Origin of the sequence: Bradyrhizobium sp. BR2003 (assembly GCF_009720285.1) — a bacterium.
Taxonomy (GTDB): domain Bacteria; phylum Pseudomonadota; class Alphaproteobacteria; order Rhizobiales; family Xanthobacteraceae; genus Bradyrhizobium; species Bradyrhizobium elkanii.
Map to the genome: position 1 here is coordinate 178026 of NZ_SMYJ01000011.1, position 20997 is coordinate 199022.

At 64.1% G+C, this 20997-nt stretch carries 17 protein-coding genes and 1 pseudogene; 13 read left to right on the forward strand and 5 right to left on the reverse strand.

Going from position 1 to position 20997, the window contains the following annotated elements; all coding sequences use genetic code 11:
• The first annotated feature begins 2 nt into the window (after positions 1–2).
• The 4 genes from E2I15_RS07140 (at position 3) to E2I15_RS07155 (ending at position 5771) form a co-directional block, all read left to right on the forward strand.
• Positions 3–1496 (forward strand): sensor histidine kinase, encoded by a 1494-nt coding sequence (locus E2I15_RS07140; protein WP_137480949.1) that lies wholly within the window; start codon positions 3–5, stop codon positions 1494–1496.
• 83 nt (positions 1497–1579) lie between these two features.
• Complete coding sequence (locus E2I15_RS07145) at positions 1580–2737, forward strand: HlyD family secretion protein (protein WP_137480654.1); 1158 nt, start codon at positions 1580–1582, stop codon at positions 2735–2737.
• A complete protein-coding gene (locus E2I15_RS07150) occupies positions 2734–4347 on the forward strand; it encodes a DHA2 family efflux MFS transporter permease subunit (RefSeq protein ID WP_137480652.1) in 1614 nt (537 codons plus the stop codon). Before E2I15_RS07145 ends, E2I15_RS07150 begins: the two co-directional genes overlap by 4 nt.
• Positions 4348–4427: 80 nt before the next feature.
• Complete coding sequence (locus tag E2I15_RS07155; RefSeq protein WP_137480650.1) at positions 4428–5771, forward strand: PQQ-dependent sugar dehydrogenase; 1344 nt, start codon at positions 4428–4430, stop codon at positions 5769–5771.
• Between the two features lie 121 nt (positions 5772–5892).
• Here E2I15_RS07155 and E2I15_RS07160 read toward each other — a convergent pair whose 3' ends face one another.
• Positions 5893–6150: a hypothetical protein gene (locus tag E2I15_RS07160; protein WP_026192768.1), complete on the reverse strand. Its 258-nt coding sequence runs from the start codon at positions 6148–6150 to the stop codon at positions 5893–5895.
• Positions 6151–6353: 203 nt separating this feature from the next.
• Between E2I15_RS07160 and E2I15_RS07165 the strand changes: the two are divergent.
• Positions 6354–7145, forward strand: a pseudogene (locus tag E2I15_RS07165) (aminoglycoside phosphotransferase family protein); the annotation flags it as partial.
• A 290-nt stretch (positions 7146–7435) separates the two neighbouring features.
• Here E2I15_RS07165 and E2I15_RS07170 read toward each other — a convergent pair.
• Entirely contained in the window at positions 7436–7894 is a 459-nt protein-coding gene (locus E2I15_RS07170) for a winged helix-turn-helix transcriptional regulator (RefSeq protein ID WP_137480646.1), read from the reverse strand.
• A gap of 149 nt (positions 7895–8043) precedes the next feature.
• Between E2I15_RS07170 and E2I15_RS07175 the strand changes: the two genes are divergently transcribed.
• On the forward strand, positions 8044–8964 hold the full coding sequence (locus E2I15_RS07175) for an alpha/beta fold hydrolase (RefSeq protein ID WP_137480644.1): 921 nt from the start codon (positions 8044–8046) through the stop codon (positions 8962–8964).
• Positions 8965–8971: 7 nt separating this feature from the next.
• On the opposite strand, the gene E2I15_RS07180 is transcribed toward E2I15_RS07175, so the two are convergent.
• Positions 8972–9526, reverse strand: a complete 555-nt coding sequence (locus E2I15_RS07180) for an SGNH/GDSL hydrolase family protein (RefSeq protein ID WP_170991634.1) — start codon at positions 9524–9526, stop codon at positions 8972–8974.
• Between the two features lie 1268 nt (positions 9527–10794).
• Between E2I15_RS07180 and E2I15_RS07185 the strand changes: the two genes are divergently transcribed.
• A complete protein-coding gene (locus tag E2I15_RS07185; RefSeq protein WP_137482067.1) occupies positions 10795–11274 on the forward strand; it encodes an arsenate-mycothiol transferase ArsC in 480 nt (159 codons plus the stop codon).
• On the opposite strand, the gene E2I15_RS07190 is transcribed toward E2I15_RS07185, so the two are convergent.
• Complete coding sequence (locus E2I15_RS07190) at positions 11228–11662, reverse strand: NUDIX domain-containing protein (protein ID WP_170991685.1); 435 nt, start codon at positions 11660–11662, stop codon at positions 11228–11230. The genes E2I15_RS07185 and E2I15_RS07190 overlap by 47 nt on opposite strands.
• Positions 11663–11912: 250 nt before the next feature.
• On the opposite strand from E2I15_RS07190, the gene E2I15_RS07195 reads away from it, so the two are divergent.
• Together E2I15_RS07195 and E2I15_RS07200 are read left to right on the forward strand one after the other, a co-directional pair.
• The gene (locus E2I15_RS07195; RefSeq protein ID WP_137481834.1) at positions 11913–13163 is read left to right on the forward strand and encodes a matrixin family metalloprotease; all 1251 of its coding nucleotides are present in this window, start codon (positions 11913–11915) and stop codon (positions 13161–13163) included.
• A 716-nt stretch (positions 13164–13879) separates the two neighbouring features.
• The gene (locus tag E2I15_RS07200; protein WP_246668258.1) at positions 13880–14788 is read left to right on the forward strand and encodes a septal ring lytic transglycosylase RlpA family protein; all 909 of its coding nucleotides are present in this window, start codon (positions 13880–13882) and stop codon (positions 14786–14788) included.
• Positions 14789–14821: 33 nt separating this feature from the next.
• Here E2I15_RS07200 and E2I15_RS07205 read toward each other — a convergent pair whose 3' ends face one another.
• Complete coding sequence (locus tag E2I15_RS07205; RefSeq protein ID WP_137481838.1) at positions 14822–15757, reverse strand: alpha/beta fold hydrolase; 936 nt, start codon at positions 15755–15757, stop codon at positions 14822–14824.
• 162 nt (positions 15758–15919) lie between these two features.
• Here E2I15_RS07205 and E2I15_RS07210 point away from each other — a divergent pair, with 162 nt between their 5' ends.
• The 4 genes from E2I15_RS07210 to metG all read left to right on the forward strand — a co-directional run bounded on the left by E2I15_RS07210 (position 15920) and on the right by metG (position 20985).
• Positions 15920–17179 (forward strand): D-alanyl-D-alanine carboxypeptidase family protein, encoded by a 1260-nt coding sequence (locus tag E2I15_RS07210; RefSeq protein WP_137481840.1) that lies wholly within the window; start codon positions 15920–15922, stop codon positions 17177–17179.
• 1 nt (position 17180) lies between these two features.
• Entirely contained in the window at positions 17181–17867 is a 687-nt protein-coding gene (gene tmk, locus E2I15_RS07215) for a dTMP kinase (RefSeq protein ID WP_137481842.1), read from the forward strand.
• Positions 17864–18904 (forward strand): DNA polymerase III subunit delta', encoded by a 1041-nt coding sequence (locus E2I15_RS07220; protein WP_137481844.1) that lies wholly within the window; start codon positions 17864–17866, stop codon positions 18902–18904. Before tmk ends, E2I15_RS07220 begins: the two co-directional genes overlap by 4 nt.
• A gap of 104 nt (positions 18905–19008) precedes the next feature.
• On the forward strand, positions 19009–20985 hold the full coding sequence (gene metG / locus E2I15_RS07225) for a methionine--tRNA ligase (RefSeq protein ID WP_137481846.1): 1977 nt from the start codon (positions 19009–19011) through the stop codon (positions 20983–20985).
• Positions 20986–20997: the final 12 nt, after the last annotated feature.

The window sequence follows — 20997 nt, forward strand, 5'->3', positions numbered from 1 at the left end:
TGATGGACCACGAAAAGGTAAACATCCTTCTGGTCGATGACCAGCCGGCGAAGCTGCTGGCCTATGAGGTCATCCTGAAGGAGCTCGGCGAGACGCTCGTCGCCGCGTCGTCGGGCCGCGAGGCGCTGGAGTTCCTGCTCAAGAACGAAGTCGCGGTCATCCTGGTCGACGTCTGTATGCCAGAGCTCGACGGCTTCGAGCTCGCGGCGATGATCCGCGAACATCCGCGATTCCAGAAGACCGCGATGATCTTCATCTCGGCAATCCAGGTCAGCGATATCGACCGGCTTCGCGGCTACGAGATGGGCGCGGTCGATTACGTGCCGGTGCCTGTCGTGCCCGAGGTGCTGCGGGCAAAGATCCGCGTATTCGCCGAGCTCTACCGCAAGACACGGCAGCTCGAACGCCTCAACGCGGAGCTCGAGGACCGCGTGCGCGCGCGCACCGCCGAGCTCGAGCAGTCGACCACGCGGCTTGTCGAGAGCGAGGCGCGCCGCAGCATGGCGATTGCCGCCGGCAAGATGGGTTCGTGGGACTGGGATTGGGTCAACGGCGACTGGATGTGGGACGAGGGGCAATACAAGATCTTCGGCGTTGACCCGAAGTCCTTCAAGCTCACCTCCGACAATATACAGGCGCTGTTTCATCCCGACGATGTCGAGCACCTCCGGCAAGCCTGGACCGGCTTCGGCAAGGGCCAGACGTCCTACGAAACCGAATTCCGCATCATGCGGCCGGACGGCGAGGTGCGCTGGTGCGTCGGCACGGCCGCGGCCACCAGCGATCGCAACGGCAAGGTGGTCCGGGTGAGCGGCGTCACCGTCGACATCACCGACCGCAAGAAGGCCGAGGAGCGGCAGAGCCTGTTGACCCGCGAGGTCGACCATCGCGCCAAGAACGCGCTCGCGCTGGCGCAATCGATCGTACGGCTGACGCGCGCGCAGAACGTGACCGCCTATGTGCGGGCGGTCGAGGGCCGCATCACGGCGCTGGCACGCGTTCACACCGTGCTGTCGCTGTCGAGCTGGCAGGGCGCTGAAATCCGGCGGCTGGTTACCGAGGAGATCGCGCCGTATTCGGAAGCCGGGCAGATCCAGATCGATGGCGCGGAGGTGCAGTTGCAGCCCGCGACCGCGCAGACGCTGGCACTGGCGCTGCATGAGCTCGTCACCAACTCCGCCAAATATGGCAGCCTGTCGGTGCTGGCGGGCCGGCTCGCGATCACCTGGGAACTGCACGACGACACACTGATCCTGGTCTGGGTGGAATCCGGCGGACCTCCCGTGACCAAGCCGAAGCAGAAAGGTTTCGGCACCCGAAGCGTGATCGCCAGTATCGAAACCCAGCTCGGCGGGCGCGCCGACTTCGATTGGCGCGCCGAGGGCCTGGTGTGCCGGCTCACGGTTCCGCTCAAGCCGATTGTCGGGGAGACGCCGGCGTTCCGCGAACCGTCGGCAGCCGAACGTAAGCCCTTGGTCAGTTCCAGAGCCGTGTAGCGCCTCGGGCCGGACAGGAACCAAGCGCCGGACGCTGCGGTTAACGGGGCTTGATCGCTCCATTCGTGGCTTGAGGTGCTGCCGTGGATGCCCAAACCCGAGAGCGCGGGCCGTCCGGGGAGAAGCCGCGGCAGCCCAAGCGCAATCCCGAGCAAGGATCGCCACCCCACAGCGCATCCTCGCCACAGCAGGAAACCGGGCGCAAGCCATCAATGCGCGACCGGCTGCGCGAGCACTGGCTGCTCGCCACAGTCGGCGCCTGTCTGCTCCTGCTCGCGATCATCGGTGGTGTGAGCTATTGGCTCAACGTGCGTCACTATGAATCGACCGACGACGCGTTCGTGGCCGCACGCAGCTTTGCGGTGGCGGCAAAGGTGGGCGGCTACGTCGTCGAGGTCCCCGTCACCGACAACCAGCACGTCAATGCCGGCGACCTCCTCGCGAGGATCGACGAGCGCGACTACAAGATCGCCGTCGATCAGGCCGGCGCGCAGGTCGCGGTCGCAGAGGCTAATGTCGCCAATGTCGATGCCCAGATCGACAGCCAGCAGGAGCAGATCAAGGAAGCCAAGGCGCAGCAGCAGCAGGCCGAGGCGCAATTGAAGTTCGCGCGGGAGGAGGCGGAGCGCGCCCAGAACCTCGTCGAGAAGGGGGCGGGCACGGTGCAGCGGCAGCAGCAGACCCGCTCGGATCTCGACGCCCAGCAGGCCAATGCCAGCCGCGCCAGGACGGCAGTGACTGCGGCCGAGCTCGGCGTCAAGACGCTCGAGGCTCAGCTCAAGAGCAGCAAGGCATCGCTGGAGCAGGCGCAGGCACAGCTCGATCAGGCCAAATTGAACCTGCAATATACAAGCATCGTCGCGGCGCAATCCGGACGCGTCGTCAAGCTGAGCGGCGCGGTCGGCACCTATGTGGCGCCGGCCCAGAGCATCATGATGTTCGTTCCTGACGAGGTCTGGATCACCGCCAACTACAAGGAAACGCAGCTGGCGGATATGCGCCCCGGCCAGCCGGTCGAGATCAGGATCGATGCGTATCCGGGGCGCAAGCTCACCGGCCGCGTGGCTTCGGTTCAGCCGGGCTCGGGCACTGCGTTCAGCCTGCTGCCGGCGGAGAACGCGACCGGCAATTTCGTCAAGGTCGTGCAGCGCGTTCCCGTGAAGATCCTGATCGACAATTGGCCGAATGACGTTCCGATCGGGCCGGGCATGTCCGTCGTGCCCTGGACCAGGGTGCGATGAGCGACGTTGCGGCAGGCGGCGGCGCGGCCTGGTCGCCGGAGCGTTCGGCTGCCGGCGGACATAATCCCTATCTGATCGCCTTCGTCGTCTCGATCGCGACGTTCATGGAGGTGCTGGACACCACGATCGCCAATGTGGCCTTGCGCCATATCGCTGGCGGCCTGGCGGTCGGCATCGACGAGAGCACCTATGTCATCACCAGCTATCTGGTCGCCAACGCGATCGTGCTGTCGATCTCGGGCTGGCTCTCGACCGTGATCGGTCGCAAGCGCTTCTACATGATCTGCGTCGGCACCTTCGCATTCGCGTCCCTGCTGTGCGGGCTTGCCTGGAGCCTGGAGGCGCTGGTTCTGTTCCGGATCATCCAGGGCCTCGGCGGCGGCGGGATGGCGACGAGCGAGCAGGCGATCCTCGCCGACTCCTTTCCGCCGGCCAAGCGTGGCCAGGCGTTCGCGATCTACGGCGTCGCAGTGGTCGTTGCTCCCGTGGTCGGGCCGACGCTCGGCGGCTGGATCACCGATACCTACAGCTGGCACTGGATCTTTCTGATCAACGTGCCGATGGGCTTGCTCTCGCTAATCCTGGTCGGGACGCTGGTCAAGGAGCCGTCCGGCGCCGAGGAGGAGCGCAAGGACCTGCTCAAGGACGGCCTGCGCGTCGACTATATCGGCTTCGTGCTGGTCGCGATCGGGCTCGGTTCGCTCGAATTCGTGCTCGACGAAGGCCAGCGCAAGGACTGGTTCGCGTCCGACATGATCGTCGGTTTCGCGCTGGCCTCGGCGATTTGTCTGATCGCGCTGATCCCGTGGGAGCTGACGCGCAAGGACCCGATCGTCGATCTCCGCCTGCTGGGACGCCGCCAGTTCGGATCGTGTTTCCTGGTGATGCTGTGCACCGGCGCGGTCCTGATCTCGTCGACGCAGCTCCTGCCGCAGCTGTTGCAGACCGAGCTGAACTATACCGCGCTGCTGGCAGGGCTCGCACTGTCGCCCGGCGGCGTCGTCACGCTGATCTTGATGCCGGTGGTCGGCAACCTCGTCAGCCGCGTCCAGCCGAAATATCTGATCGCCGTCGGCGGCTGCATCGTCGCGTTCTCGATGTGGCATCTGACGGGACTGAACGGCGACATCACCTATGGCTACGCCGCGCTCGCACGCATCTTCCTCTCCGCCGGGCTTCCGTTCCTGTTCTTGCCAGTCACGACGGCCTCATATGACGGCGTGCCGCCGGACAAGACCAACCAGGCCTCGGCCCTGATCAATGTCGCGCGCAATATCGGCGGGTCGATGGGCGTCGCACTGGCCCAGACCGCGCTGGCGCAACGCCAGCAATTCCACCAGAGCCGACTGGTCGAGCATGCCGCGCCATCGGATATCGGGTATCAGCAGACCATCGACACGATGACGCGTTTCTTTCAGGCACAGGGGTCGAATGCATCGGATGCCGCGTCCCAGGCGGTCGCCTGGGTCGGCCAGACCTTGCAGCGGCAGGTGGACCTGCTCGCCTATATCGACGTGTTCTGGATGCTCTCGATCATCGGGCTCGTGATGATTCCGCTGGCGCTGATTATCAAACCGCTCGATCTGACGGCGCCGCCCAAGGGGCATTAAAGCAGACGACATTGTGAACGCGGGAGCGGCCGAACCGCGCTATGACGGGCGTGACCGAAGGGAAATCGCGCGAGGAGCATATGCCCAGGAGGAATCTTGCCGGTGCGGGTTTGTCGGTCGTTTTCCTCGCGGCGGTCAGCATCACGCGGTCGGGCGCCGAGCCCGTGCTGAAAGGCGCGGAAGCCTTCGGCGATTGGCAACGCGATAAGCCGGGCACGGTGCGCCTGATCACACCGCAGGACTTACCCAAGCCCGGGGCAACGGCGTCGAGCAGCAAGTTTCCGCGCGTCATGCCGAGACCTGCATCGGTCACGCCGCAGGTGCCGGCAGGGTTCAAGGTCGAACTGTTCGCGAGCGGGCTCAGCGGCCCACGAATCATCCGGACCGCGCCCAATGGCGATATCTTCGTCGTGGAAACCGGCTCGGGCCGCATTCGTATTCTGCGCAGCGCCGATGGTGCTGCCAGGCCTGCGACCAATGAAGTCTACGCAACCGGATTGAACCAGCCGTTCGGCATCGCATTCTTCCCGAGCGGTGACGCTCCGCAATGGCTCTATGTCGCCAACACCGACAGCGTCGTGCGCTTTGCCTACCGTAACGGCGATCTCAAGGCGTCGGGAAAGCCCGAGACGATCGTCGCCCGGCTGCCGCACGGCTACGGCCATTCCACGCGTGATATCGTGTTCACGCCGGACGACAAGCGGATGCTGGTGTCGGTCGGCTCCGCCGGCAATGCAGGCGAGGGGCTGGGCCGCCCGCCGAAGGGCATCGAGGCCTGGAGCCGAGACCAAGCACTCGGCGCGGCCTGGGGCGACGAGACCGACCGCGCCGCCGTGCTCGCCTTCGATCCCGACGGCAAGAACCAGAAGCTGTTTGCCACGGGGATCCGCAACTGCGTCGGACTTGCGGTCCAGCCCGGAAGCGGTACGCCGTGGTGTTCGACCAACGAGCGCGACGGCCGCGGCGACAATCTTGTGCCCGACTATGTGACACGGGTCCGCGAAGGCGCGTTCTACGGCTGGCCTTGGTACTACATCGGCGGCAACGAAGACCCCGCGCATGCCGGCGCGCGGCCCGACCTGAAGGACAAGGTGACAGTCCCCGACGTGCTGTTGCAGGCCCACTCGGCGTCGCTTGGCCTGACCTTCTACACCGGCAGCAGTTTTCCGCCGGAATATCGCGGCGATGCTTTTGCCGCCGAACACGGCTCGTGGAATCGGTCGAAGCGCACCGGCTACAAGGTCATCCGCATCAGGCTGAAGGACGGCGTGCCGACCGGCGAATACGAGGATTTCGTCACCGGCTTCGTCATCGGCGACAATGAGGTTTGGGGCCGTCCGGTCGGCGTGACGGTCGCGCGCGACGGTGCACTGCTGGTCTCCGAAGACGGCAACGGCACGATCTGGCGCGTCAGCCGCGACTAGAGCATTTTCGGTTCTGATTGAATCAGAACCGAAGCTCTAGATTCTTGTTTTGACGCGTTTTCTTCACGCGAACCGGTGTCCACTTCGCTCGAAAACGCTCTAGCTCTGCAGGCGGCGCGCGCTAGCCGAGCCCGTCCTTGAGGCCGTATTGCTCGTAGATGGTCAGGGGATCGGTGTCGGGAAACAGCCGGCACTTGGCCTGCGCAAGATGCAGCGTGACGGCGCCGGCCTCGCATCTGGCGGTCAGGATCTTTCGGACATCCTCCATATGCGCGCGCGGTTGATGCTTTGACGGCAACTGTTCGAGCGCCACCAGCGCTGTGGCCAGGGCCTCCGTGACCACCCATTCGTCGTGTCCGGTAATTCCCTTTCGCGGCATCGCCACACCCTCCGTAGCACCGGCTGCGACATTGTAGCGCGAGATGGGTGGGGGCTGTCATCAGCCAACATGGGCAGGGCAGCGGGGAACCGGTTCGCGTGGCCCTGCCGCGATGCGCCGCAGGGAACCGGCGTGGCGGCGCGCGGAAGCAATGATTAGAACCACGAGGCTCGCTTCTTGGTCCTCGGTCAGTCCACACCCAAATGTTCGCTCCCTATCTCTCGGCCTGGAGTCTTGTCGCCGACGCCGACCCGATCGTGACGCACGCCGCACGGTTGCTGCCGGTGCGCCGGCATGGGGAGCCGGCCATGCTCAAGCTCTCGCACCAGCCGGACGAACGCCTCGGTGTCGTCGTGATGGAGTGGTGGGACGGTGAAGGTGCGGCGCGGGTTCTTGCCCGTGACGGCGACGCTCTTCTGCTCGAAAGGGCAACGGGTTCGGCTTCGCTCAGCGAGATGGCGCGAACCGGCCGGGACGACGAGGCCTGCAGGATTCTCTGTGCAACGGCCGATCGGCTTCACGCCGACAGAGCAAAGCCGCGGCCGGATCTGACGCCGCTGACGCACTGGTTTCGTGAGTTGTGGCCCGCGGCAAGGGCACATGGCGGCATTCTGAACCGATCGGCGGAAGTTGCCGAAGCTCTGCTGGGCGATCAGCGTGAGATCGTGGTCCTGCATGGCGACCTGCACCATGACAATGTGCTCGACTTCGGCGCGCGCGGATGGCTCGCGATCGATCCGAAGCACCTCGTCGGCGAGCGCGGCTTCGACTTCGCCAACATCTTCACCAATCCGGATCTTGCGGATCCGACACGGCCGGTCGCGACCGAACCCGGACGCTTTGCGCGGCGGCTCGACATCGTCATGGAAGCCGCGCGGCTGGATCGCCGGCGCCTGCTGTCATGGATCGTGGCCTGGACCGGCCTGTCGGCAGCCTGGTTTCTGGGGGACGGCGATCCGCTCGCCGAAATCGACCTTACCATCGCACGACTTGCGGCCCCGAGCTCGATCGGATGGCGTAGAGCGCGCAGCGATTACGCCGCCGCGGCGCTGGCTCCACTCAGCGACACGCTCAGAATCCGCCACTTCGAGATATCGAAGAAGTAGGCGGCCTTGATGCGCGCGGAAGCGGGGTCCGGCGCCTGAATCGCCGTGTGGAATTGCCGCGTCCCATCGCTCAGCGAAATCCGGAATGTTTGCATTGGTCGAACCTCCACGCGCGGATGCTGCGGCACGGAGCGTTAACATCCGGTTGCTGTTGATGGTGCGCGCGACACGCGCGCTTTTCACTCAGGTGAAGCCGGCGGCAGCCGCACCATCGTGTCTTCCGCACCAACGACGCGTCCGTCCTGCGCGCGCAGCTCGAGCCGCCGCACCGGCAGCCCGTTCTTGCGGTCGACCAGCAGCACATGCGCCTCATCGGGTTCAAAGAAGAAATCCTCGCCCCACTGGCGGAGCGCAACGAGGAGGGGAAAGAGGCCGCGTCCCTTTTCGGTCAGCACATATTCCTGGTAGGGGCTGCCGTCGCTTGCCGGCACCGTCTCCATGATGCCGTGTGCCAGAAGATTGCGGAGCCGGGCCGAGAGGATGTTCTTGGCAAGCCCGAGGCTCTTCTGAAACTCGCCGAAGCGGCGCAGCCCGTCGAACGCATCGCGGACAATCAGCAGCGACCACCAGTCGCCGATCGCATCCAGCGGCCGGGCGACACCGCACAACGAGTCCCTGTGGCTCACTCGCTTGGCCATCGTGATCCTCAATACATTCCCTGGGGTGATCGGAGCTCAGTGGCGCGGCCGGAAAACCACCCGGATCGTTCATTCGATATATTGGTTGCAAAGTAAAACCTCAAGCGCTATACGTTGGTTTCAAATTGAAACCATGCGAGGTCAGAGCCGTGATCCAGGCTGATGCCACGTTCGCCGGCACTTTTCCGTTCTCGCCGCATTTCAGCGCGGCGCCGGGCTTTCAGATGCATTATGTCGACGAAGGTCCGCGGGACGGCGAGGTGGTGCTTTGCCTGCACGGCGAGCCAAGCTGGGGCTATCTGTTCCGCCACCTGGTGCCGGACCTCAGTGCGACGCACCGGGTGGTTGTTCCGGATCACATGGGTTTTGGCAAGAGCGCGACGCCGGCGCATCGCAGCTATTGGCTGCAAGACCATGTCGACAATCTCGAAGCGCTGGCCCGCGCGCTCGATCTCACCGACATCACGGTGGTCATGCATGATTTCGGCGGCCCGGTCGGCATGGGGTTAGCGGCCCGGCATCCGGACCGGATCCGCCGCATCGTCTCCGCCAATGGGCCAACGCCGTTCGGGCAGAGCGATCTGTTCGATCGCGTCGCCGCCAACGCGCAGGTCTCGCCGTGGTTTCAATGGATCGCAAAGGCCGAGGCGAGCGGCGACCTCGAGCCGGTTCTCGGACAGCTCGGCTTCAACATCCTGAGCACGCTGAAGCTGAACGGATTCGAGAACAACGCCGTCATCACGGACGCCTGGCTCGCCGCCTACGGCGCGCACTTCGCCCGTCCGGCGGACTGCCTCGGCGCGATCGGTTGGGCCAAGGGCTTTGCGACCGGCGCGCATCAATTCCAGACGCCCGATCCCGCCGCCGACCGTTTGATTCGCAGCAAGCCTGCGCTCGCGATCTGGGGCGAAGCGGACCGCACGCTGCGCGCAGAGCATTTCCTGCCGCTGTTCTCCGCAATCTTCCCGACGGCACCGGTCAGGCGCCTTGCCGGTGTCGGGCATTACTGTTTCGAGGATGCGCCTGAGGAAATCGCCGGCCTGATTACGGAGTTCATCCGGCAGACGTGACTGCACGTCACATCGTGCATTCCGCCGAGATCGCCGCCTCAAGTGCCGGCACCCAGGCCTTGTAGGCGGCCGCGGTGAAGTGAATGCCGTCGGCCATCTTCGCGCCGGGCGGCAGATGCGGGTCGATGAACCGAACACCACGCGCAACTGCGGCGGCTTCGATCGCGCGGTTGGTCCGTTCGTCAGCTGCGACGGCAATGACCACCAATGGCCGCGTCGACAGCGGCTTGACGGCCTCGATGAGGTCGGCGAAGTCGCGTTGCGCCGTTGGCGATCCGGCGTCGTTCGCGCCCACCGCGAGCACGAGCAGGAATGCGCTCTGGTCCTGCAGCACGCGCCCGGCGAGCTGCTTTGCCTCCGGGATGGTCTGGCCGCCAACGCCGGCATTGATGACCGGACGTCCGCAGAGCAGCCGGGGCAGCGGAGCCATTTCGGTGATGCTATCGCCAAGCACGACGATCGGAGCCGGCGCGTCGGCGAGCGCAGCGCGTATCATGAATTCGCGCACCGCGGCATGATCGTGAAAGGCGTGCTGAGACACTTCACCGAAGCGGTTGCGCATCCTCTGCAGCTCCGCAAAGGAAGCGACAAAACCAATCAGAAAAGTAACGGCCAAAACCCAAGGTAGTGCGCGACGCATTGCTCGTCAGAGCTACCATCGCGGCTCCAGCCCGAGCAATCTTCAGAAACAACCGCACAACGCCGGAGCGATCACTTTATGCAGATCACGTCCTGCGGGAGGTTACTGGATACGGCGGCGCGCAACCCGTTACCATCGTTGCGGCCATCTGGTGGTCGGCTGTCGCGCAGCCGCTTCAGTCTCAGCTCTGAGCCCCGGCCGAGTTCGCGCGGTGCCGAATCGCTCGGTATCGACGCTGTGACGCCGGCCTGATCGAGGGTGGCACTGTCCCAGGAAAAGACGCCGCCGGTCTCAAAAATACACGCCCGGCGGCGTTTCCTTCCTGAACTGGGACACTGAAATCCCCAGCGTTAATTTAACTGCATAGGTCATGCCGGCAGGGCCTCATCGCCTGCTGGCGACGTGCATCGGCGAATTTGTGCCTGGCTCGGGCGCCCCGATAGTTGCCCATACCGCAATGCCGATGGCCAGCGCTAACAGCACGGTCTTTGTAGCAATCTTGTCGCCAGACATATCGAGACGCCTCTCATGCGTCAGCGCGGCAAATCTCAAAAACTACGCCGCCGGGCCCGAAATGGTTTGTCCCGGCGGCGCCCTGTCATTCCCAGCGCTAGGGCCCTGAAATTCCCAACGTCACTTGCTTAGCAGGTACCTGGAGTGACAGCTGTTGCCTAACTCACACAAGGTCCAAAAGAGGAGCCGACGCTCAGGGCCGGCGCGCCAGCTCCTTCGAAACGTGACCGTGCTGCGTCCCCAACGGTCCCGTCCCTCAGAGAAGCCTGCGCCGATCACGTTGCTGATTTGCTAACGGATCCCATTTCCGGATGCGCCCTGTGGGGTACCCCCTGAGACCTCGCCAGGCACACTGCGACATCGAGTACAATTCAGACAGCCGCGGATGTACCGGCGCTCTGCTGAACCGAGGCGGCCTGTTCACTGGCGCCCGCGCCCCCAGCAGACGGAATGACGGCCTCAGCAACCCACGCTGGGGCCGTTTTCGGTTGCGGCCCGCTGCTCAAAATTGGCGCCGCAATTGGCGCCCAACTCAACGGGACGGGCAGGGATGATTGAGGACTGGTCGGTTCCGTCGTTTCAAGAAACCCGGGGCCGGCCCGTCATTCGCCCGGTCCGTGAGCGGAAGGGGCTCATGCTCGCAACGCCGTTGACCGCGAGGGCCCATCTTGGCCATCATGACGCCCATGAAGCGTGTCCTCTTTCTCTGCACCGGCAACTATTATCGCAGTCGCTACGCAGAGGAACTGTTCAATCATCTTGCAAGAGCCGAACAACTGGCGTGGCGCGCGTCCTCCAGAGGCGCGGCCGAGCGGGGATCGCCCGACAATGTCGGGCCAATGTCCGTCTTCGCCGATGATCGTCTTCGCGCCAGCGGCATCGTGCCGGAAGGCGCAGCGCGCTTTCCGCAGCCCTGTTCATTGGCCGACTTCGACGACGCCGACCTCGTGATCGCGCTCAAGGAGACCGAGCACCGTCCGCTGATCGAGCGCCGCTTCCCCGAGGTCGCCGGCAGGGTGACTTACTGGCATGTGCACGATATTGACTATGCTCATCCGTCAGTCGCGTTGGCCATGATCGACGATCACATCCGCGCGCTGGTTTCAGCGCTCAGGTCATCGGTTCGCGCTTCAGGAATATCTCCAGCGCAAACGTAGCCGGGCGCGCGAGCATGCCGCTGATGCGTTCGAGGTCGTCGATGGCGACGATCTCGAGGCGGCCTTCGGTCACCGTCAATTGGTCGATGGGCACATCGCGCGCGAGGAACACCTCGCCACGAAGCGTGCCGTTTGGCGTTGCATGATCGGGACCGGAATAGCGGCCGATCAACTCGAAACGCTCGGGCGGCAAGTAGTAGCCAATCTCCTCGTGGATCTCGCGCACCACGCATTCGAGGAAGGTCTCGGCGCCTTCCCGCCGTCCGCCAAACAGGCTGAGCTTTCCGCGATCGCTAACTTGTGGGAGGTCGTCGCGCAGTTGCATCAGCAGCCGGCCATCTGTGCTGACGAGAAGGGCGGACGTTCCCTCCCTGACGCTGCCGGTCATCCGTGCTGCCTCTTCCTCGCTGCCTCGATTCAGATCATCTCGCGGTTGGCCCAGATTCCCTGCCGCCATCGGTCGCCGGCTCAGACTGGAAAGTCCGGGTCATGCTGTCAAGAAAACCAAGGGCAACGTGGCCAGAATCGACAATCGCTGGTAAAATTATAGATTGTGCAGATTGGAACTTGGAACGTCTCGCAACGACTGGGAGTTCCTGTCCGGCCACAGGGCATCATCGAGCCAAGGGCATTGTTTGATGGCTGACTACGTCCTCGAGGGCTTCAAGTGGGGCCCCAGCGCACTTGGAACCGCTTCCGGCGAGATTGATTGGAGCTTCGCCGCGGCTAACTTCACTGGCCAATTCATTCAGTTCGACAGCTTCCTCACCGGGATGTTCCAGACCGAGATCAGGGAGGCATTCGACCGGTGGGAATCCGCGGCCAATATCGACTTTCATGAAGTCTCCGACGCCGCCGGGAATCAAATACGCCTTGGCCTGAGCCACATCGACGGCCCGAACAACACCGTCGGCGAGGAACAGAGTTCCTATGCGGGCGGTTCGGAGATTGCAGCTGATATCGCGTTCGACATGGATGAGGGCTGGCATCTCGCCAATGGTGAGCTTGTCAGCAACGGCGGAGTGTCTTTCTACGTCGTGGCGCTGCACGAGATCGGACATAGCCTCGGACTAGGCCACTACAATATCAGTCCGGCGGTCATGAATGCGGTCATCAATCCCGCAGTCGCAGATCTCACTCAATCGGACATCGACGGCGTGCGAGCCCTTTACGGCGTGCTTCCCGGCATCGCCGTTTCGACTGCCGCACAGCTCGCCGATGGACGTCTGGATTTTCTGCAATACAACTCGTCCGGCCATCTCGCGGGTTCATCCCTGACGCAGCAAGCATTCTGGAAGGTCGTCGGCAACGTAGATTTTGCGTCGAATGGAAATCCTGCCGTCATTACCCAGTCCAATGGCCAAATTGACTTGCTTAACTTCAGTGCAGGTCAACTATCGAGCTCTCTGCTGATGACGGGGAGCTATTGGGACGTCAAAGGCGCCGGTCAGTTCAGTGGAGCCGCGAACGCCGAATTCGTCACTCAGTCGTCGAGCGGACAGATTGATTTCCTGGGTTTCAGTGGTGCGGGCAAGCTCATCACGAGTGCGCTAACGAGCCTGGCGTTCTGGAATGTCGTCGGGGTTGCGGATGTCAATGGAGACGGGCATGCCGACATCGTGACGCAGTCTTCGTCGGGCGAGATCGACCTGCTCTACTTCGACAACTTCAAGTTTGTTTCAAGTAACTTGCTACCGGGCAACTACGACCCCGTTCTCGATATTGCCGATATGAAGAATGGCTCAGCGGTTTTTCTGACTGAGAGCGGATCGGGAGCAACGACCGAACTGGTATTCGACGGCAGCCACATCACAGGTACCCATCCATTGGATGCAGTCGGCCTTTCACTTGTTCATGCCGCAGGTACGGCCGGCCACTTCTTCACTTGAGAGTTGATGGGCCGCATCAAGGGGGCGACCCTGCGCGTGCCTCAAAAGCGTTCAGCCGAAAGCGAACGCCAGCAGGCTCGAGCACAGCAGCACAAGGCTTGCCGCGGTCAGGGTCAGAAACCCGTCGGAGACCAAATCGTGATTACGCATGATACACCTGCCTTCAATCGATGCTCATCCGAATTGATTAAAGCTTTCCGAACATTCACTCTTGGAAAGAGGTGACGCGTCTTTCCGTCTCCAGCGGACTGTCAGGCCCGGTACCGATAGCCTTCCACGGCGTGCGCCAAGAAGATCGCCGCACTCACCAAGCCCATCACCGCTGTAACCGTCTCGATCATCGCAAACTTCCTTTGCGCCCCACGCGGACGAGAAAACGATTGCAGCCTTGCACAGTCAAAAAGATTCAATTGTTGGAATCCAAGATGCCCCGCGACTGATGATTTGCTGCAACAGTGTGTCTGATAGCGGGACAGGCGAGGGCGTTTGGCGGGGGCGAAGGTCAGTAGAACGACGGAGGAGGCGCAACAGACCATTCACCAAGACGCCACCGCCCGCCGGCTCTCCCCATTTTCGCCGTGTTCCGGTTGCGATATCGTCACGCTCTGGTGCGGAGGTGGGCCGCACAGCGACCGAAAGGACTTCGACGCCTCGGAGTAGGCGCAGGTCCGGCAGAATGGTACTTGGGGCAGATGGGGACTAGACGGCCAGATTCGATGATCCGGACGGCGCGCGGCGCCGTTGCGGTGGCGACGTGCCTCGTCCTCGCCAATTGTGCCTCCTCGAACAAGTTCGCCAGCCGGGTCGACCCCAAATACGGGGTGTCGTCGAGCCCGCGCGTGGTGGCGCTGGGTGATCCCGTGCCGAAAGGCGGCGGTACCTATCGCATCGGCAAGCCTTATGTTGTCGCCGGCCGCACCTATGTGCCGGAGGAGAACGAGAACTACCGCGCCGAAGGCATGGCGTCCTGGTACGGCGACGATTTCCATGGCCGCCTGACCGCCAATGGCGAAGTGTTCGACATGGGCTCGCTCACGGCCGCCCATCCGACCTTGCCGATGCCAAGCTACGCCCGCGTCACCAATCTGAGTAATGGCAGATCGCTCGTCGTCCGGGTCAATGACCGCGGCCCGTACCACGGCAACCGGCTCATAGACGTCTCTAACAAAGCCGCAGAACTACTTGAATTCAAAGGCAATGGCGTGGCCCGCGTCCGCGTCGAATATGTCGGCCGGGCGCCGCTCGAAGGGTCCGACGACCGCCAGCTGATGGCGACCTTGCGCACCGGTACTCCAGCGCCGTCCCCGTCGATGGTCCGCGTCGCCTCCGCACGGCCGTTCGTGCCTGAGATGTCGTCCTCCTCGGGCCGGATCCGTGGCGACGTTCCGTTGCCGGAGGGACGGCCCTACAGCCTCGGCAACACCCAGGCCGATTACGCCTCGGTGAGTGCCACTTCCGAAATGTCGGCCTCGAGCCGCTCGCACCGCCGCGCCACGAACAACCCGCGCGAAGTCTCCTATGAGGGTGACGCGCGCTATGCCGCGAGCCCGAGCCCGGCGGCCGCCTATGTCCCGATCGACGCGCGGGGACCGGCCGAAGTCCTGAGCGGGCGCGGGCTTTACTGAGCCGTCTGCTTACAGATCAGGCTGTTGGCCTGATCACTTCAGAAACGCGATCAGCGCCTTGTTGACCTCGTCGGGGCACTCCTGCTGGATCCAGTGGCCGGCCCCGTCGATGATCAGCTTCTGCCTGAGGTCCGGCAGCACGCGCTCCATGTCCGCGACCCGCTTGGCGCCAATCAGCCCGGTGATCACCGAATCATTCGAGCCGGCGATGAACAGCGACGGCTGATGGATCTGCGCGTCCTGCCAGGGCGCGGTCAGCTCCCAATTGCGGTCGAGATTGCGGTACCAGTTGAGGCCGCCGCGGAAGCCGGAGTGCCGATAGCCTTCGGCGAACTCGGCAATGTCGGCCTCGGTCAGCCAGGCCGGCAACGGCATTCCGGCCGGCAGCTTGCCGAGGAAGCCCTTGCCCTCGTCGACGAACATCGAGCTTGGATCGGAGACGCCGCGCCCGAGTACCAGCCGCATGGTGTGAGCGATGTCGCGCTCGAACTCGGCCTCGGCCACGCCTGATGGCTGGAAGTACTGCCAATAGAAATTGGTGATGCCGCTGTCGCGCAGGGTCTCGAGCGGGCGACCACGGCCGCGGAACGGCGGCGGCACGCTGAGGCCGGCGACTTTCGTGAAGATGTCGGGACGGAACAGGGCCGCGTGCCAGGCCACCGGCGCGCCCCAGTCATGGCCGACGATCATCGCGCGTGTCTCGCCGAGCGCGGCGACCAGCGCCACCATGTCTCCGACCGTATCGAAGATCGTATAGGCGCCGACCTCGGCCGGCGCGCCGGTGCGGCCGAACCCGCGCATGTCGGGCGCGACGACCCGAAAGCCCGCCGCGGCCAGCGCCGCGATCTGGTGCCGCCATGAATAGGACAGTTCCGGCCAGCCATGACAGAGCACGACCAGCGGGCCTTGCCCGGCCTCGCGCACGAACATGTCGATGCCGTTGGCGGAAATGGTGCGGGAGGATGACATTCGCGTTTCCGCCTTGTTTGCCGGTTCTGCTGACGTTAGCTGGTTCCAAGGATACGGACGTTCAACGCAGGCGGCAATCCAGCTTGCCGTGCACAAGCGCAAAAACCTCAGTTGTTTGCGATACTTCCAGCTGTTAGAACGCAGTCTTTCAGGACATCGCCGATGGCAGCCCCAACCGCAGTTCCCCGCACGTTGTCAGCTCGCGCCGGGCGCTGCTGGCGCGGCTTGGCCGCGGCCGCGGTCGCGCTGGCGATCGGTTGCGGCGGAATGGTCTATGCCGCCAACAACAGTGTCCAGGGCGCCAAGAAGGAAGAGGGCGGGTTCGACGGCGATGCGCCGACCGCGATCCTGATCGAGGCCAGCAGCGGCAGCGTGCTGTTCGAGAAGAACGCCGACGAGTTGCGCGCACCCTCCAGCATGATGAAGCTGATGACCGCCGAGGTGGTGTTCGACGCCATCAAGAAGGGCGACATCAAGCTCACGGACGAGTACCGGATCAGCGAGAACGCCTGGCGGCGGGGCGGGGCGCCGTCCGGCACCTCGACGATGTTCGCGGCGATCAACAGCAAGGTCTCGGTCGACGATCTCCTGCATGGCGCGATCATCCCGAGCGGCAACGACGCCTGCATTGCGCTCGCCGAAGGCATTGCCGGCAATGAGCATACCTTCGCGACCGACTTCATGACCAAGCGCGCCCGCGAACTCGGCATGACCAAGTCGACCTTCGGCAATTCCAACGGGCTGCCCGACCCGGCCAACAAGATGACGGTGCGCGAACTCGCAACGCTGGCGCGCCACATCATCCTGACCTACCCGGACAGGTACAAGCTGTTCGGCGAGAAGGAATTCACCTGGAACAAGATCCGCCAGCAGAACCGCAATCCGCTGCTGAACGCCTTGCCCGGTGCCGACGGCCTGAAGACCGGCTACACCAAGGAAGGCGGCTACGGCATGGTCGGCTCGGCCGTGCAGAACGACACGCGGCTGATCGTCGTGGTCAATGGCCTCGAGGATTCCGAAGACCGCGCGACCGAAGCCAAGAAGATGCTGGAATGGGGGTTCCGCAGCTTCGAGACCAAGACCCTGATCGCGGCCAACCAGCCGGTCGGCTATGCGCGGGTGTTCGGCGGCGAGAGCCGCTCGGTCAAGCTCGTCAGCCCTGATCCGATCAAGGTGATGGTGTCGAAGAACGGCAATGACAAGCTGCTGGCGCGCGTCATCTATAGCGGCCCGGTCAAGGCGCCGATCACCGCCGGCCAGAAGATCGGGGTGGTGCGGGTGTGGCGCGGCGCCAATGTCGCGATGGAGGCTCCGGTCTTCGCAGCGGACGCCGTCGGCACCGGATCGACGATGCGTCGCGCGCTCGACGGCGCCCAGGAGCTGGTCATCGGCATGTTCCGCGCAGGGGTCGAGAAGCTCTGACATGGCGGAAGCAGCAGTCCAACGGCCGAGCTTGCGCGGTCGCTTCATCACCTTTGAGGGCGGCGAGGGGTCGGGAAAATCGACCCAGATCCGCAAGCTTGCCGAACGGCTCGATACCGCCAAGCTGCGTGCGATCGTAACCCGCGAGCCCGGCGGCTCGCCAGGGGCGGAGATCATCCGTCACGTCGTGCTGTCGGGGATGGGCAAGCTGCTCGGGCCGGAGGCCGAGACGCTGCTGTTTGCCGCCGCCCGCGACGACCATGTCCGCACCGTGATCCTGCCGGCGCTCAATCAGGGCATCTGGGTGCTGTGCGACCGCTTCTTCGATTCCACGCGGGCCTATCAGGGCCAGCTCGGGCAGGTGTCGCCCGAACTCGTCAATGCCTTGCAGCGCGTGACCATCGGCGATCTCAAGCCCGATCTGACCTTCATCCTCGATGTGCCGGTCGAGGTCGGACTGCAACGCGCCGCTGCGCGACGCGGCAATGCCACCGCCGATCGCTTCGAAGCCGAAGGCATCAAGTTCCATCAGGATTTGCGTGATGCGTACCGCCGGATCGCGGCCGAAGATCCGGAGCGCTGCGTCCTGATCGACGCCACGGCCGATCCGGATACGGTCACGGCCAGGATATGGGCCGCGCTGCGCGAACATCTGCGCGCAACGCTCACGGCGGACAATCCCGCATGAGCGCGCGCAAGGTCGAACAGGAGAGCCCCGCTCGCCATCCGCGCGAGACGCCGGATTTGTTCGGGCATCGCGAGGCGGAGACCGCCTTGCTCGATGCCTATCGCAGCGGGCGAATTCCGCACGCCTGGCTGATCGGCGGCTCGCAGGGCATCGGCAAGGCGACGCTGGCCTACCGCATGGCGCGGTTCGTGCTGGCGTTCCGCAATCCGAAATCGTCTCAGGTTCAGGCCGCACCGACACTGCGGGTCGACCCATCCGATCCCGTGGCACGCCAGATCACGGCGGGCGCCCATGGCGGGCTGCTGGTGCTCGAGCGCGGCCTCAACGATCGCGGCGTGATGCGGACCGTCATCACGGTCGACGAGACGCGCGAGACCATCTCGTTCTTCGGCTCAACCGCTGCGGTCGACGGCTGGCGCGTCTGCATCGTCGATACCGTCGACGAACTCAATCCGAACGCCGCGAACGCGCTGCTGAAAATCCTCGAGGAGCCGCCGCAGCAATCGCTGTTCCTTCTGGTCAGCCACGCACCGTCGCGGGTGCTGCCGACCATTCTGTCACGCTGTCGCAAATTGCTGCTGCGGCCGCTGGAGACGGACGATGTGGTGCGCGCGGCCGCGGCCGCAACCGATATCGACGCCGACGATCCGGCGCTACTGGAGGCCGCCGCAGCATCCGAAGGCAGCGTCGGGCGGGCGCTGTCGCTGCTCGGCGGCGATGCGCTCAAACTGCAGCAACGCACGGCCGCGCTGCTCGCGACGCTTCCGAGCGTCGATCCGCGCGAACTGCATGCGCTGGGCGAAGCGCTCGGCACCAGCGACCGTGTCGCGCTCGCCGCCTTCATCGACGGCGTCGATCGCTGGATGAGCGAGCGCATGCGCACGGGCGATGTCAATGCCAATCTGCCGCGCCTTGCACGGCTGGCGGAGGTATGGGAAAAGATCGTTCGCGCCGCGCGCGATACCGAAGCCTACAATCTGGAGCGCAAGCCGCTGGTTTTCTCGGTGTTTTCGATGCTCGCGGACGCGACCCGATAGATGCCGAGTCTGCAAACAATCTGGCTGAAATCGCATCTGCCTGAAAACAAATCTGTCTGACTAAACTCCCGACAATCTCGTTTCGATCTGCAAAGGATTTCGTGGTGGCGACCGCTAAGAAGAAATCGTCGAAAAAAGCCAAGAAGACGAAGAAGGCATCGCCCGCTCGCGCGACCGGCAAAGCCACGGCGAAATCGCGCGCGGCCAAGAGGGCTGGGCGCGTCACCAAGAAAGCGAAGAAGTCCGCCAAGGCCAAAACGGGAGCCAAGGGCGCCAGCAAATCGGCGGCGAAGAAGGTCGTGAAAAAGGCCGTCAAGAAGGCTGCGAAGAAGACGGCCAGGAAGGCCGCAGCGAAGGCCACCAAGGCGCCGCCGAAGAAAGCAGCCGCAGCAGCCGTCGCACCGGCGGCAAAGAAGCCCGCTCTGCCGACGGCTTCCATTGCCAAGAAGGCGCCGACACCGGCAAAGGCTCGCGCGCCGAAGCAGCCCAAACCCGCAGCGACGGCTCCTGCGGCCGCGTCCGTCGCGGTGCCCGCCGCGGATCGCGGCAACATGTTCTACATCACGACCGCGATCGCTTATCCGAACGGTCAGCCGCATATCGGCCACGCCTATGAGGCGATCGCCACCGATGCGCTGGCGCGCTTCCAGCGGCTCGACGGCAAGGATGTGTTCTTCCTGACCGGCACCGACGAGCACGGCCTGAAGATGATCCAGACCGCGCAGAACGAGGGCATGACGCCGTTCGATCTCGCGACCCGCAACGCGGCGCGCTTCAAGGAGATGGACGAGCGCCTCAACGTCTCGTTCGACCGCTTCATCCGCACCTCCGAGTCTGCGCATCACGAGTCGGTGCAGGCGATCTGGCGCCGTATGCAGGACAATGGCGACATCTATATCGACACCTATGCCGGCTGGTATTCGGTGCGCGACGAGGCCTATTACGCCGAGGAGGAGACCGTCGTCGGCGAGGACAATGTCCGCCGCGGTCCACAGGGCACGCCGGTCGAGTGGGTCGAGGAGAAGAGCTATTTCTTCAAGCTGTCGGCCTACCAGGACAAGCTGTTGCACCTCTACGAGAGTCAGCCCGATTTCATCGGCCCGGACTCGCGCCGCAACGAGGTGATGAGCTTCGTGCGCGGCGGGCTCAAGGACCTCTCGATCTCGCGCACGACGTTCGACTGGGGCGTCAAGGTCCCGGAGGATCCCGAGCACGTGATGTATGTCTGGGTCGACGCGCTGACCAACTACATCACTGGCGTCGGCTATCCCGATGAGAACGACAAGCATTGGCGCTACTGGCCCGCCGACGTCCACATCATCGGCAAGGACATCATCCGCTTCCACGCCGTGTACTGGCCGGCCTTCCTGATGTCGGCGGGCATTCCCGTGCAGAAGAGGGTCTATGCGCACGGCTTCCTGTTCAACAGGGGCGAGAAGATGTCGAAGTCGGTCGGCAACGTGGTCGACCCCTTCAATCTCGCCGAGCAGTACGGCGTCGACCAGATGCGCTATTTCTTCCTGCGCGAGGTGCCGTTCGGCCAGGACGGCAACTACAACCACGAGGCCATCGTCGCGCGCATCAATGCCGACCTCGCCAATGATTTCGGCAATCTGGCGCAGCGCTCGCTGTCGATGATCGCCAAGCAGCTCGGCGGCGTGCTGCCGGAGCCCGGCGAATTCAGTGACAACGACAAGGCGATCCTGGCGCAGGCCGACGCCATGCTGGAGACGTCGCGCACCGCGATGGCGACGCAGCAGATCCATCAATGGCTCAACACGGTCTGGGCCGTGGTCGCCGAGGCCAACCGTTATTTTGCCGGCGAGGCGCCGTGGGCGCTGGCGAAGACTGATCCCGCGCGCCAGAAGACGGTGCTGTATGTCACCGCCGAGGTCGTGCGCCAGATCGCGATCATGGCGCAGGCCGTGATGCCGGAGTCCTGTGGCAAGATGCTCGATAGCCTCGGCATCCCCGCGGATGCGCGCAGCTTCGCGACGGTCGCCGAACGGATCAAACCGGGTACGGTTTTGCCGGCGCCTGTCGGCGTCTTCCCGCGCTATGTGGAACCGAAGACCGAGTGAGTGGTTCGAAAT